The organism is Altererythrobacter chaiwopuensis (genome assembly GCF_054957735.1).
Map to the genome: position 1 here is coordinate 619129 of NZ_JBTXJF010000001.1, position 12525 is coordinate 631653.

General features: G+C 62.8%; 11 protein-coding genes. 4 read left to right on the forward strand and 7 right to left on the reverse strand.

Going from position 1 to position 12525, the window contains the following annotated elements; all coding sequences use genetic code 11:
• Positions 1–264: 264 nt before the first annotated feature.
• From ACX3VQ_RS03115 to ACX3VQ_RS03135, 5 genes are all read right to left on the reverse strand, one after another.
• The gene (locus tag ACX3VQ_RS03115) at positions 265–1566 is read right to left on the reverse strand and encodes a class I SAM-dependent methyltransferase (protein ID WP_462579494.1); all 1302 of its coding nucleotides are present in this window, start codon (positions 1564–1566) and stop codon (positions 265–267) included.
• A 98-nt stretch (positions 1567–1664) separates the two neighbouring features.
• The gene (locus ACX3VQ_RS03120) at positions 1665–2636 is read right to left on the reverse strand and encodes a CorA family divalent cation transporter (protein ID WP_462579495.1); all 972 of its coding nucleotides are present in this window, start codon (positions 2634–2636) and stop codon (positions 1665–1667) included.
• A gap of 256 nt (positions 2637–2892) precedes the next feature.
• On the reverse strand, positions 2893–3999 hold the full coding sequence (locus ACX3VQ_RS03125; RefSeq protein WP_462579497.1) for an ATP phosphoribosyltransferase regulatory subunit: 1107 nt from the start codon (positions 3997–3999) through the stop codon (positions 2893–2895).
• A 110-nt stretch (positions 4000–4109) separates the two neighbouring features.
• Positions 4110–5696: a phosphoglycerate dehydrogenase gene (serA, locus tag ACX3VQ_RS03130; RefSeq protein ID WP_462579498.1), complete on the reverse strand. Its 1587-nt coding sequence runs from the start codon at positions 5694–5696 to the stop codon at positions 4110–4112.
• 90 nt (positions 5697–5786) lie between these two features.
• Positions 5787–6914 carry a phosphoserine transaminase gene (locus ACX3VQ_RS03135; RefSeq protein ID WP_462579499.1) on the reverse strand — a complete coding sequence of 376 codons (1128 nt, stop codon included), beginning with the start codon at positions 6912–6914 and terminating at the stop codon, positions 5787–5789.
• Positions 6915–7219: 305 nt separating this feature from the next.
• Between ACX3VQ_RS03135 and ACX3VQ_RS03140 the strand changes: the two genes are divergently transcribed.
• Both ACX3VQ_RS03140 and ACX3VQ_RS03145 read left to right on the forward strand, forming a co-directional pair.
• On the forward strand, positions 7220–7561 hold the full coding sequence (locus tag ACX3VQ_RS03140; RefSeq protein ID WP_462571590.1) for a hypothetical protein: 342 nt from the start codon (positions 7220–7222) through the stop codon (positions 7559–7561).
• Positions 7562–7747: 186 nt separating this feature from the next.
• Entirely contained in the window at positions 7748–8950 is a 1203-nt protein-coding gene (locus tag ACX3VQ_RS03145; RefSeq protein ID WP_462571589.1) for a glycosyltransferase family 4 protein, read from the forward strand.
• On the opposite strand, the gene ACX3VQ_RS03150 is transcribed toward ACX3VQ_RS03145, so the two are convergent.
• Complete coding sequence (locus ACX3VQ_RS03150) at positions 8942–9394, reverse strand: hypothetical protein (RefSeq protein WP_462579500.1); 453 nt, start codon at positions 9392–9394, stop codon at positions 8942–8944. The genes ACX3VQ_RS03145 and ACX3VQ_RS03150 overlap by 9 nt on opposite strands.
• Positions 9395–9483: 89 nt before the next feature.
• Positions 9484–10095 carry a PadR family transcriptional regulator gene (locus tag ACX3VQ_RS03155; protein WP_462571587.1) on the reverse strand — a complete coding sequence of 204 codons (612 nt, stop codon included), beginning with the start codon at positions 10093–10095 and terminating at the stop codon, positions 9484–9486.
• Positions 10096–10199: 104 nt separating this feature from the next.
• Here ACX3VQ_RS03155 and ACX3VQ_RS03160 point away from each other — a divergent pair, with 104 nt between their 5' ends.
• Together ACX3VQ_RS03160 and ACX3VQ_RS03165 are read left to right on the forward strand one after the other, a co-directional pair.
• A complete protein-coding gene (locus ACX3VQ_RS03160) occupies positions 10200–11540 on the forward strand; it encodes a replication-associated recombination protein A (protein WP_462579502.1) in 1341 nt (446 codons plus the stop codon).
• Positions 11541–11618: 78 nt separating this feature from the next.
• Complete coding sequence (locus ACX3VQ_RS03165; protein ID WP_462579504.1) at positions 11619–12524, forward strand: hypothetical protein; 906 nt, start codon at positions 11619–11621, stop codon at positions 12522–12524.
• Position 12525 lies beyond the last annotated feature (1 nt).

Genomic DNA, 12525 nt, shown 5'->3' on the forward strand with positions numbered 1-12525 from the left:
GGAACACATGGAACACTGTCCATGAACCGAAAAGTCTTTGCACGCGATGCCGTATAATTTAGCGTTAATTCATGGGGTTGCAGGGCTTTTTCAGGCATTCAACCGGCTTGGCATGAAAAGCCCGATGTAGGAAAGCGTCAGACAAATTGTTGAGCTGCCGGAGTCGCCCGAAAAGCGCAGCTATTGGAAAGCCCGCTTGCGACCCCGAAGCGGACATCCACACTCACGGTCCTGCAGGCTGACAACCACCCCCGCCTTTAGGTCTTACTGCAGGTCTGCTCCGCTCATCTGGGCAGCGCGCCGCAGCAGGACCTGAGTCTCGATCTCGCCCACGAGAGCATAGGCGAGCGGACCTTCCTCCCAATAGGCAATCGAAGTCCCCTTGCGCCGCTCGACGAGAGGCAGGCCCTCTGCCGGAGTTTCGGCGCGGGCCGCGAACAGCGAAAGTCGCTCGTCCTGGTCGGTGGTGAGCGTCACCGTCAGTGAATTGCCGAGGTCGGAGGGGTAAAGTTGCACGTCGCTAACCCGCCAGCCTTTAGGCAGTTCGGGCAAGCTGAGACCCGTGGCCTGCGCAATCTCCCGGGGGTCAAGCCGCTCGGCTTCGGGCAGCGAGATCATCGCCTGGCGCGCCCGGCTGACCGTGTATGAGGCATGCGCTTCGTCCACGATCGAGGCGGCCTGTGCGGGCGAAGATAGATCGCCCGTCAAATCATTCGCCGTCCATCCAGCGGCAAACAATCCGAGGACCGCTGCCGCCCGCCGCCAACGCGCCATGCGCTGATTGTCGTTCGCTGAAGTAACGCGCGGATGTGAGGTTTGCGAAGCGCCCAGCTTGCGGCCAACAAGTGTACCCTTGGTGCTGCCGTTTGCGCGCTCGAAGCTCATGCCTGGCCAATTCCTGCGCCAGCGCCGGGCAACGACCCGCTCTCCGGGACGTGCGGCATCATCGAGCAACACCCTTCCATTGGGCGACAGGCGATCGAACAGGCACTCCGCCGCGCCTCTCACGAAGGGATGCACCGCCCACGGGGGGCCGTCGATGATGATGAGGTCGATCTGATCGGGAACGCCGTGAAGGCAATACCACCGTCCCGGCCAATCGCTCGCATCCTCCGCCAGCGGTGCCCAGCGCAGGTCCGCCGCAGCCCCCTCTTCCCTGATCCAGCGCGCCGTCGCCTCGACGAAGTCTCTGTGCTGGTCGAAACTGATCAGGCGTCCGCCACCGTTGCGGGCCAACGCCTTGGCACATACGAGCGTCGAGGCACCGGCGCCCAGTTCGACCACCACTTCCGGGCGCAGCTCTTCAATCGTATCGACGATCCGGTGCAGGAAGCCGGTGTCAGCCTTCCAGCTGCCAAGATTGGGAAGCGAGTTTTCGCCAAGTCCGACGCGCGCCAGCAGCCGCCGCTTGGACGCCTTCGTTCCGCCCCACAGGCTGAAAAGCAGCCAGGGCCAGCCGATCGCCCCGAACGCGAGGCGATGCGCGATGTCAGAGAAACTTGCGCTGGAAGTGTCCGAGACATCATCGGGCAAGGCCAGCAGGCGGGTGGTGTCTCGTGAGGTCATGAATGCTGGTCCGAAACGGGAGAGGATGGCTGGGTGGGGGCCCGCCCGGTGCAGTGCCGCACGGACGCTTACAGCAAGTTGAACACCTTGGCGACTCGCTAGTCCTCCAGCCACCGGCGGACGGTGAACCAGCCTAGCACCACCAACGCGATGACGAGGCAGAAGCCAACCACGCCCCAGAACGCCCAGTCCTCCTGGGCGAAGGGGATGCCCGCTACGTTCATCCCCAGAAGGCCGGTGAGGAAGGTCAGGGGCAGGAAGATGAAGGCGATCACCGCGATCACGAGGCTGCGGCGATCGATGATCTCGGCCCTGAGGTCGGTGAGTTGCTCGTGCAGCAGCGCGGCGCGTTCGCGCACCGCTTCGAGCTCTTCGGCCATCCGGGCGAAGCGATCCGCCGCCTCGCGCAAGTGCATCCGGTCTTCCTTGCTGATCCAGGCGAATGGCAATTGCGCCATGGAGGCGAGTGCGTCGCGTTCGGGCACGACGAAGCGGCGGAGTGCGATCGCCTGCGAGCGCAACCCGGCGATCAGGCGACGCAGCGCATAGATGTCAGAGGCCTCGAGCTTGGCCTCGCAATCGTCGAGCCGGTCGCCGAGCTCAGCCACTTCGGGATCGAGTTTGGTGCTGATCGCCTGCGCCAGCGCCGCCACGAAATCCCCGCCGTCCGACAGCTTGCCCCCGCGCATCGCCTCCTCGACCTTGCCGAGCGCGGCGAGCGGACTGCGTGTGACCGAGGTCACGCGCTTGCCTTCCACCCAGACCCTGATCGAAACCAGCCTATCGCTGTCCAGCGTCGGCTCCAGCGCATTACCGCGCAGGTTGATCAGCACGGCATCGTCAATCTCGTCGCAGCGCGGGCGGGTCTCGCCCGCAAACAGGGCATGGGCAGCGAGGGGAGGCACGTAGTCCGGTAACTCCGGGCGGCCGTTGCGCCCGGCAACCTCGATATGCAGCCAGATAAAGCCATTGCCACGATAAGCAGCGACTTCGGCCGGCGCGATTTCCATGACCCCATTTTCATCGTGAAGGAGCGCACTTGAACGAGTGGCGAGATCAGAGTTGTTCATCCCCCGACACCTAGACACTAACCATGCCGGGGCAAACCTTATCTATCCGCCGTTCGGCTCCCCACCCAATCCTAGACATTGGGCAAGCGCCTCTACCTCGTCCTTGGGATTTTACACGCGGAGGCATGGCCCAGTCCGCGCTTGATCGCGGGGAATACCCGCGACGAGGCCGCCGCCAGCGATAGCTCGGTGCGCACAGAGCGGCCGGGTTGAGCCGAGCAGGCGAATGGATCGGCCCGCGGGTGCGATCGCGCGGCTAGAGAGCTACCGCCTCGTTCCCAGCGAGCCGGTGCGTGCAGCCAAGCGCGCGCGGGTCTTCATTGTCGCTAATCTGGGCTATCGTGCGCCAGCCTTCAGCGCGCAGCCGCGCTGCGGCCTGCGCATCATGCCCCAGCGGCAGATAAATCGCATCCCGCTGCGCCGGGGCGGGCACCGCGCCAACCAGCTGGTCAAGATAGAGCGAAAATCCGGTTGCTGCCTCGTCGCTGCCCTTGATCAGATAGGTACCGCCGCGGCCCAGCGCCCCCCGCACCCCCTCTGCATAAAGCGTGAAGCCGAACCAGCTCTGGTATTCGAAGCCATGGCGCTCGGTGGGGTCGAGCGTGACCCGCGCCGAATTGCCGATGCGCGCAGCGATCTGCTTCAGCCCCGCGATCCGGCTCGCCAATGCCCCGCCCGCATCTATCTCGCGCAGCTTCGCAACCGCTTCGTCAAACGGCCCGGTGGCATAGAGCAGCGGCAGATAAGCTTCGCCCCCTGCCGCAACCAGCCCGCCGGCATCCTTCGTATCGAGCTCGCGACGCACCGCATCGCGCGCGCCTTCGGCCAGCGGCATGGCTTTTTCGGCCAGCGTGTCGACCAGATCCGGCAGAGTGAAATCGACCGAAATGCCGCTGAGCCCCGCAGCAGCAAGCGCCTCTACCGCCAAGCCCACCACTTCGCTCGCTGCGGCGACTGTATCTGAACCGATCAGTTCGGCACCAAGCTGCAGGCGCTCTCGCGCCGGCTCGAGCTGGTCCGCCTTGATCACCGTGGTTTCGCCGCAATAGGCCAGGCGCAGCGGACGCGGCGCCCCAGCCAGGCTGGTGGCGGCTATACGGCCGATCTGCGGAGTAATGTCGCTACGCAGCGCCAGCGTGCGCAGGCTCGACGGATCGACGAAGCGGAACATGCGGCGCGGCTGCACACCGTCCATTCTGCCCGCCAGCGATTTCTCGAATTCGACCAGCGGCGGCCGGACCCGGTCATAGCCGTGGCTCGCCAGCACATCCAGGCAAGCCCGCATGGCGCGGGTGATCGCCTCCGCTTCCGGCGGCAGGCGATCTTCAAGCCCTTCGGGCAGCAGGTCGTCAGCATGAGTCATCTGGTTATCTCACTACCCAATTCGTCATCCCCGCGAAAGCGGGGATCCATAGCGGGCCACACGGTCGCAGGCTGGATTCCCGCTTTCGCGGGAATGACGAAGGGAAAAAATCAGAATTCCAGCGCCTTGACCATTTTTACGCCATCGACAGCGCAGGCCTGCTTGACGATGCCGTCACTGATCGGCTGGTCAACACTCAGCAGCAGCACAGCCTCGCCGCCCGCTTCGCGGCGGCCAAGGTGGAAGGTGCCGATGTTGATGCCGGCCTGGCCCAGCAGCGTACCGATGCGGCCGATAAAGCCCGGCGCATCTTCGTTGACGATGTAAAGCATGTGACCGGCCAGATCGGCTTCGATCCCGATGCCGAATATCTCGACCAGGCGCGGCGCCGTATTGCCGAACAGCGTGCCCGCGACCGAACGCGGCCCCTGGCTGGTTTCGACCGTTACCCGGATAAGCGTGTGATAAACGCCTTCACGGTCGTGGCGCACTTCGCGCACGTCGAGCCCGCGTTCCTTGGCCAGATAGGGCGCGTTGACCATGTTCACCGTGTCCGAATAGCACCGCATCAGGCCAGCCAGCACCGCGCCGGTGATGGGCTTGCCGTTAAGTTGTGCGGCAGCGCCTTCGCGCTCGATACTGATCTTTTCAAGATTGCCATGCGCCAGCTGCCCCACCAGGCTGCCGAGCTTTTCCGCCAGCGCCATATAGGGCTTGAGCTTGGGCGCCTCTTCCGCGCTGAGTGATGGCATGTTGAGCGCGTTGGTAACGCCGCCATTGACGAGATAATCGGACAGCTGCTCGGCCACCTGCAACGCCACATTAACCTGCGCTTCGTTGGTCGATGCGCCCAGATGCGGCGTGCAGATGAAATTCTTCGCGCCAAACAGCGGATGATCCTTGGCCGGGGGCTCAATTTCGAACACATCCAGTGCTGCACCGGCAACATGCCCGCTGTCGAGCAGGTCCTTGAGCGCCACTTCATCGATCAGCCCGCCGCGCGCACAATTGACGATGCGTATGCCCGGCTTGGCATTCTCCAGCCGTTCACGGCTCAGGATATTGCGCGTCTGATCGGTCAGCGGCGTGTGCAGGCTGACGAAATCCGCCCGGCTCAGCAGCGTATCGAGATCAACCTTTTCCACACCCAGATCAATCGCGCGCTCTTCGGTCAGGAACGGATCATAGGCAACCACCTTCATCTTCAGCCCCAACGCCCGGCTGGCCACGATCGAGCCAATATTGCCTGCCCCGATCAGGCCCAGAGTCTTGCCCGTCACTTCAATGCCCATGAAATCATTCTTGGGCCATTCCCCCGCCTGAGTGCGGCGATCGGCAGCAGGAATCTGGCGAGCGAGCGCCATAACCATCGCGATGGCATGTTCGGCAGTGGTGATCGAATTGCCGAACGGGGTGTTCATCACCACTACGCCCCGCGCGCTGGCATATGGAATATCGACATTGTCGACCCCGATTCCGGCGCGCCCGATCACCTTCAGATTGGTCGCCGCGTCAAGGATTTCCCTGGTCACCTTGGTCGCCGAACGGATCGCCAGGCCATCATACTGGCCGATGATAGCCTTCAGCTCTTCAGGTGACTGGCCGGTGATGACATCGACATCGCAGCCGCGCTCTTCGAAAATGCGCGCGGCATTGGGATCCATCTTGTCGGAAATGAGGACTTTGGGTTTGGTCATGGTTGCGGTCCTTGGGTGAGCTCCTGCGAAAGCGGGAGCCTAGGAAATTTCTGGAAATGGGTTCCTGCTTCCGCAGGAACGCACAAGGGATCAGGCCTCCAGGCTTGCCCAGGCCCAGTCGAGCCACGGGCCAAGCGCTTCGATATCGGCGGTGTCGACGGTCGCGCCGCACCAGATGCGCAGGCCGGGCGGTGCATCGCGGTAGCCCGCAATGTCATAGGCCGCGTCTTGCGCTTCGAGCAGGCCGGCAAACTTCTTGATGAAATCTGCATCCGCACCTTCGACCGTCAGGCACACGCTGGTGTTCGAACGGATCGCCGGATCGGCAGCCAGGTGGCCAAGCCAGTTGCGCTCGCGCACGATCGCGTCGATCGCGGCGGCATTGGCATTGGCGCGCGCCTTCATACCCTCAAGGCCCCCGACCGATTTCGCCCATTCAAGCGCGAAAATCGCGTCTTCCACTGCCAGCATGCTGGGGGTGTTGATCGTCTCGCCCTTGAACACGCCTTCAGCCAGCGCGCCCTTGCTCATAAGGCGGAATACCTTGGGCAGTGGCCAGGCCGGAGTATAGCTTTCGAGCCGCTCGACTGCGCGCGGGCCAAGGATCAGCACGCCATGCGCACCCTCGCCGCCCAGCACTTTCTGCCAGCTGAAGGTCAGCACATCGACCTTGTCCCAGGGGATGTCCTGCGCAAACACCGCGCTGGTCGCATCCGCAATGCACAGGCCTTCGCGGTCAGCCGCGATCCAGTCACCATTGGGTACGCGCACGCCCGAGGTGGTGCCGTTCCAGGTGAAGATGACATCGCTGCCCCAGTCAACCTGGCCAAGATCAGGCAGCTGGCCGTAATCGGCGCGGATCACAGTCGGGTCGAGCTTGAGCTGCTTTGCCGCATCGGTCACCCAGCCTTCGCCAAAGCTTTCCCACGCCAGCGTGGTAACCGGGCGAGCGCCCAGCATGGTCCACATCGCCATTTCCACAGCGCCGGTGTCAGATCCGGGCACGATGCCGATGCGGTGCGTATCGGGCACCTGCAGAATTTCGCGCATCAGATCGATGCAATAGGCCAGGCGCGCCTTGCCGAGCTTCGAACGATGCGAGCGGCCGAGCGATTCGGTGGCGAGTTTGTCAGGGGACCAGCCCGGCGGCTTGGCGCAGGGACCGGAAGAGAATTGCGGACGCACGGGTTTGCGTGCGGGTACTCGGCATTCAGTCATTTAAGACTCTCCTTGCAGAGAGCTCGCGCGGCGTTGGGACCGCGTGGCCCGCTGGCCCCATTAGTGCTGCGGCGCAGCAAGTCAAGCCGTGCATTTATCTGCGGAGAGGGCCAATCCGCAACGATTCGTCGCAGCCCAAAGTCGGTCCATCCCGGGCTACCTGCAGCATAAGCGCCGAAAGAAAGCAGTGGAAATCACTATTACGTGTGTAAATACAATTATTTACCGCGCAGCATGAAATTTTGTACACGGCGCATTCTCGGCTAGTCTCGCAGGCCTCTATGGGAAACGGAGAGGAGTGACTAATGGAGAAAATTGGGGGACTGGTATCTGCCCTTGGCATCATACTGGCAATCGTTGCGGGAGTGGTCAACATTCCTGGCCTGGACGTCGCACTTGTAATCCTTTTGCTGGGTATCGTGGCAGGAATAACCGCATCGCAAGACAGTGCGGTGAGGATGTTCCTGGCCGTGCTGGTATTCCCTGCAATCGGCGCAGTGCTTTCAGGTGTGCCGGTAGTTGGTGGATATCTTGCGGCAATCTTCGGCAATCTTGCCATTCTTGCAGCGGGCGCTTCGGCTTCGCTGGTCGCGCGCCGCCTTTACGAGATGGTGTTGGGCGGTGTGAAAGGGATGTCAGGAAGCTGAATTTGGGCCCAAACTCCCGGCATGCCGGGAGCGCAGGGCAAAACTCAGGCCTGAGGTAAGGTGGCGCGCGGCATGTCCGCGCGCCATTCCTGTTTTGCGGCAAGGCGCGCTGGCTGGCAGGAGAAAGGGGCGAAACAACATGCCCCCTCGCCAAGCGGGCGCAGTCTCATTATGTCACACGCGAATATGCAAACAAGCGATCTACGCATTGCCCTGTTCAGCGGCAATTACAACTATACGCGCGACGGCGCCAACCAGGCGCTGAACCGGCTGGTTGAGTATCTGCTGCGCCAGGGCGCCGCAGTGCGCGTCTATGGGCCCAAGGTTGCCAATCCCGATTTCGAGCCGACCGGCGATTTGGTGGGTGTACCCAATGTCCGCATGCCGGTGAAGGGCCGCGGCGAATACCGTTTGCCCCTGGGGCTGGGGCGGCGCGTAAAGCATGATCTGCTGCGGTTCGAGCCCAATATAGTGCATCTTTCTTCTCCCGATCCATCGGGCCATGCTGGACTGCGATGGGCGCAGGATTACGATATTCCCGTGCTCGCCTCGGTTCACACCCGCTTCGAAACCTATCCGCGTTATTACGGGCTCGGCTTCCTGGAACGGCCGATCGAATGGATTTTACGGCGGTTCTACAACCGCTGCGATGCACTGGTCGCACCATCGCAGAGCATGGTCGAAATCCTGATCGCACAGGACATGCATGACGATATCACGATCTGGTCACGCGGTGTCGACCGGACGATATTCGATCCCTCAAAGCGCGACATGGAGTGGCGCCGCGCGCACGGACTTGAAGATGACGACGTGGCGGTTGTGTTCCTGGGTCGGCTAGTGATGGAAAAGGGGCTGGATGTCTTTGCCGACACCATCATCCAGCTGCGGAAACGCCAGGTCCCGCACAAGGTTCTCGTAATCGGCGACGGGCCGGCGCGGGGGTGGTTCGAGCAGGCGCTGCCCGGCGGCATTTTTGCCGGGTTCAAGACCGGGGCTGGCCTTGGGCAGGCTCTCGCCAGCGGGGACATCTTCCTCAACCCCTCGATCACCGAAACCTTCGGCAATGTGACGCTGGAGGCGATGGCGAGCGGATTGCCGGTGGTCGCCGCAGGAGCAACCGGCGCGTCTTCGCTGGTCGACCCGGATGAGACCGGGCAACTCGTCCCGCCCGGCGATACAGCCGCCTTTGCCGAGGCGATCGCCCCCTATTGTACCGATCATGCGCTGCGCCGCGCGCACGGCAAAGCAGGCGAACGCAAGGCCCGCGAATACAGCTGGGACGCGATCAACCAGGTAGTTGCCGAAACCTATATCCGGCTGGTCGAACGGCGCGAGGAAGAACGTGCCGCCGACGCAGCCAGGATCAAGGCCGCGATCGAATTAGCGTAGGACGCCTTTAACCGTCATACTGCGGGAGTAGTAGATCAACGCAACGATGATGGCGAAAATCACCGCAGTGAAGATCATCGGCGTCGCCGTGTCAGTGAAACCCGGCATCGGGTTGGCGAACTGATAGAACATTCCGCCTACCAGGCCCACCAGCGACAGTGCAAACGCATGAAATGCAAACCGGCTGCGCAGCAGCAGAAGCAGCGATCCGGCCACTGATCCCCACACGCCAAATGCCCATAGAACATCTGCCCAGAGCGGAAAGGCGTTGTAATATGCCACGGCGTCGTCAACCGAAATGCCCATAGGCTCAGTCATCGAAGCGATGTATTCGCGATTTCGCAGCTGGGTTTGCGTATAGTCCCAGCCACCAATTCCGTTCCACAGCAGGCTGACTACGCCCACCACCCAAAGATGCCACGGCGCCTTGGTTGCTTCGTTCATTCTCCGTCTCCCCTCCCAGTCTGGCACAAGGCCAGCTCAATGGAGGGAAACTATAATGTGATCCTGCGCCGTGCAAATGCGTTAAGGGTTCACATGCGTTCGATGCGCTTGGCAACCTCGTCGATAATATCGACGATCTCGTCCATCGCGGCCTTGTCCAGCTTGCCAGCCTTGGCGCGGTTCTTGAGCACGCTGGCGAGATTGCCCATGGCGCGGAACAGGTCGGGCGAGCGAACGCGCGAACGCCGCTCCCCCATGCCGGAAAGGCGCCGCATCAATTCATCGACTTCATCCGCGCGGCCATCAAGTTCGGCAATCCCGTCAACCGTGGCTTCATAGGGCTTCTTCGAGCCCTCGGCTTCGGCCTCGGCGATCATGCCCTCATCTTCGAGCATTTGCAGGGTGGGATAGACCGCGCCCGGGCTTGGCGCGTATTCGCCGCCGGTCAGTTCTTCGATCGCCTTGATCAGTTCATAGCCGTGGCGCGGCTCGTCTCGCACCAGCGCCAGCAGCGCCAAACGCAACTCGCCCTGCGCGAACATGCGGCGCCTGCGCCGACGGTGTCCGCCGTTAAAGTCTTCGTCTTCGTCATCCCAGCCGCCGCGCTGTGAGGCGCCCCAATTGCCGCTGTTCGCGGCCATCATGGCCAGCCACGGCATGGCATACGAACCGCTAAAGCGGCGATGCTTGCTCCAGGTCATCTTGTATCTCCTGCTATGTCTAGATAGCTCTATGATATATCTTAGACGTATCTTTGCAAGAGCGTGATGGATTTGAGCGACGAACGTCCTATGAAACTCGACCAATGGCCGATCTGTTCGCTGACGACCCTGCCCCAACCTCTTCCGTGCCGGCTGAACCGCGCGCGGATGCGCCACTGGCTGACCGCCTGCGCCCGCGCGCATTGAGCGAGGTGATCGGGCAGGAGCACCTGACCGGCCCCGAAGGTGCGATCGGGCGGATGGTCGCCGCGGGCAAGCTTTCCTCAATGATATTGTGGGGGCCGCCCGGCACCGGCAAGACCAGCATAGCGCGCCTGCTGGCCGATGCGGTGGGCATGCGCTTCGTTGCGGTCAGCGCGGTGTTTTCCGGCGTCGCCGATCTCAAAAAGGCTTTCGCCGAAGCTGACCGGCTGGCGGGTGCAGGCCAGAAGACGCTGCTGTTCGTGGACGAGATTCACCGCTTCAACCGCGCTCAGCAGGATGGCTTCCTGCCCTTTGTCGAGCGCGGCACGGTAACGCTGGTGGGCGCGACCACCGAAAACCCCAGCTTCGAACTCAACGCCGCACTGCTCAGCCGCGCGCAAGTGCTGATCCTGGAACGGCTCGATCACGAGGCACTGAGCAAATTGCTCGACCGGGCCGAGGAACTGGAAGGCCCCCTGCCCCTGACGCCCGAAGCGCGGCAGGCGCTGATCGCCAGCGCCGATGGCGACGGGCGATTCCTGCTCAACCAGGCCGAAACGCTTTATAACGCGAAGATTGGCGCGGATGGGTCCGGGCCGCTTGACCCGGCGGCTCTGGGCAAATTCCTCCAACGCCGCGTTGCAGTCTATGACAAGGACCGCGAGGGGCATTACAACCTCATCAGCGCGCTGCACAAAAGCCTGCGCGGGTCTGACCCGCAAGCCGCGCTCTATTACATGGCGCGGATGCTCACCGCAGGCGAGGAACCGCTCTATGTGCTGCGCCGTCTGGTACGCTTCGCCAGCGAGGATATCGGCCTGGCTGATCCGCAGGCGCTGGTGCAATGCCTTGCAGCGAAAGAAGCCTATGAGTTTCTGGGCAGCCCCGAAGGCGAGTTGGCGATCGTGCAGGCCTGCCTCTACCTCGCCACCGCGCCCAAATCGAAGGCGGCCTATGCCGCGCAGAAAGCTGCATGGCGCAGCGCGAGGGAGACCGGCAGTCTGATGCCGCCGCAAAGCATCCTCAACGCGCCGACCAAGCTGATGAGGGATATCGGCTATGGCGCGGGCTATGCCTATGATCACGATGCGGACGAAGGCTTTTCCGGCGCGAATTACTGGCCCGAAGGGATGCAGCCGCAGAGCTATTACGAGCCGGTCGAGCGCGGCTTCGAACGAAAGGTGCGCGAACGGATTGCCTATTGGGAACGATTGCGGACGGAGCGCAAAGATGACTTGTGAGTTCCTGCGAAAGCAGGAACCCAGATGGGCTGCGCTCGAGTTGCCCTGGACTCCTGCTTGCGCAGGAGATCACAAAGAGTGAGCCCCCAACGCTTCACCCACTTCCTCGCCATCGACTGGTCGGGCGCGAAGGGTGAACGGCACAGGGGTATTGCACTTTCGCTGGCCGATGCAGGTGGCGGGCCGCCGGTCCTGGTTGAGCCGCCGCCGCGCGGCTGGGCCCGCGAGGATGTGCTGGTGCTGCTGCGCGACGGCATCCCGCAAGATACGCTAGTGGGCATGGATCTGGGCATTTCATTGCCGCATGCCGATGCGGGCGACTTCTTTCCCGGTTGGGAAGGGAGCCCACAACACGCAAAGGCTCTGTGGGCGCTGATTGACGACATCTGCGCCCATGATCCCAATCTCGAATGCGGCAGCTTCGTCAGCCACCCGCAGGCCGCGCGCTATTTCCGCCATTCCAGTGACCATGTGGGCGACCGGTTCCACCTGCCCGATGCGCCAACCCGCGAAGGGCGCTTCCGCATAGCGGAGTCCGCCCAGCGCCAGCAGGGTGTGCGCCCGGTCAGCAATTTCAACCTCGTTGGTGCGGCACAGGTCGGCAAGAGCTCGCTCACCGGAATGCGCATGCTGCACCGTTTGCGCGGGCACGTGTCTGTGTGGCCGGTTGACCCGCTGCCCGATAGCGGCCCGGTGGTGGTCGAAATGTACACCTCGATTGCCGCGCGTGCCTGCGGTGTTGGCGGCGGAAGTGTTGGCGGGGGCAAGACCAAGCTCAGGAGCTATGCCGAACTCAACGCCGCGCTGGGCCAACTCGATTCGCCGCCTGTGCCCGGGCATGGCCCGATTGACGATCATTCCTCCGATGCGCTGGTTACCGCCGCCTGGCTGCGGCGCGTTGCACACAAGCCGGCCTACTGGCAGCCGCGGGGCCTGACGCCTGACATCGCGCGCACTGAAGGCTGGACATTTGGTGCGCTTTAAG

Excerpts from the sequence above, each read along its gene's own strand:
- ACX3VQ_RS03155 (WP_462571587.1), bottom strand. The coding sequence starts at position 10,095 with ATGACCTGGAGCAAGCATCGCCGCTTTAGCGGTTCGTATGCCATGCCG.
- ACX3VQ_RS03120 (WP_462579495.1), bottom strand. The coding sequence starts at position 2,636 with ATGAACAACTCTGATCTCGCCACTCGTTCAAGTGCGCTCCTTCACGAT.
- ACX3VQ_RS03135 (WP_462579499.1), bottom strand. The coding sequence starts at position 6,914 with ATGACTGAATGCCGAGTACCCGCACGCAAACCCGTGCGTCCGCAATTC.
- ACX3VQ_RS03145 (WP_462571589.1), top strand. The coding sequence starts at position 7,748 with ATGCAAACAAGCGATCTACGCATTGCCCTGTTCAGCGGCAATTACAAC.
- ACX3VQ_RS03160 (WP_462579502.1), top strand. The coding sequence starts at position 10,200 with ATGGCCGATCTGTTCGCTGACGACCCTGCCCCAACCTCTTCCGTGCCG.
- serA (WP_462579498.1), bottom strand. The coding sequence starts at position 5,696 with ATGACCAAACCCAAAGTCCTCATTTCCGACAAGATGGATCCCAATGCC.
- ACX3VQ_RS03140 (WP_462571590.1), top strand. The coding sequence starts at position 7,220 with ATGGAGAAAATTGGGGGACTGGTATCTGCCCTTGGCATCATACTGGCA.
- ACX3VQ_RS03150 (WP_462579500.1), bottom strand. The coding sequence starts at position 9,394 with ATGAACGAAGCAACCAAGGCGCCGTGGCATCTTTGGGTGGTGGGCGTA.
- ACX3VQ_RS03115 (WP_462579494.1), bottom strand. The coding sequence starts at position 1,566 with ATGACCTCACGAGACACCACCCGCCTGCTGGCCTTGCCCGATGATGTC.
- ACX3VQ_RS03125 (WP_462579497.1), bottom strand. The coding sequence starts at position 3,999 with ATGACTCATGCTGACGACCTGCTGCCCGAAGGGCTTGAAGATCGCCTG.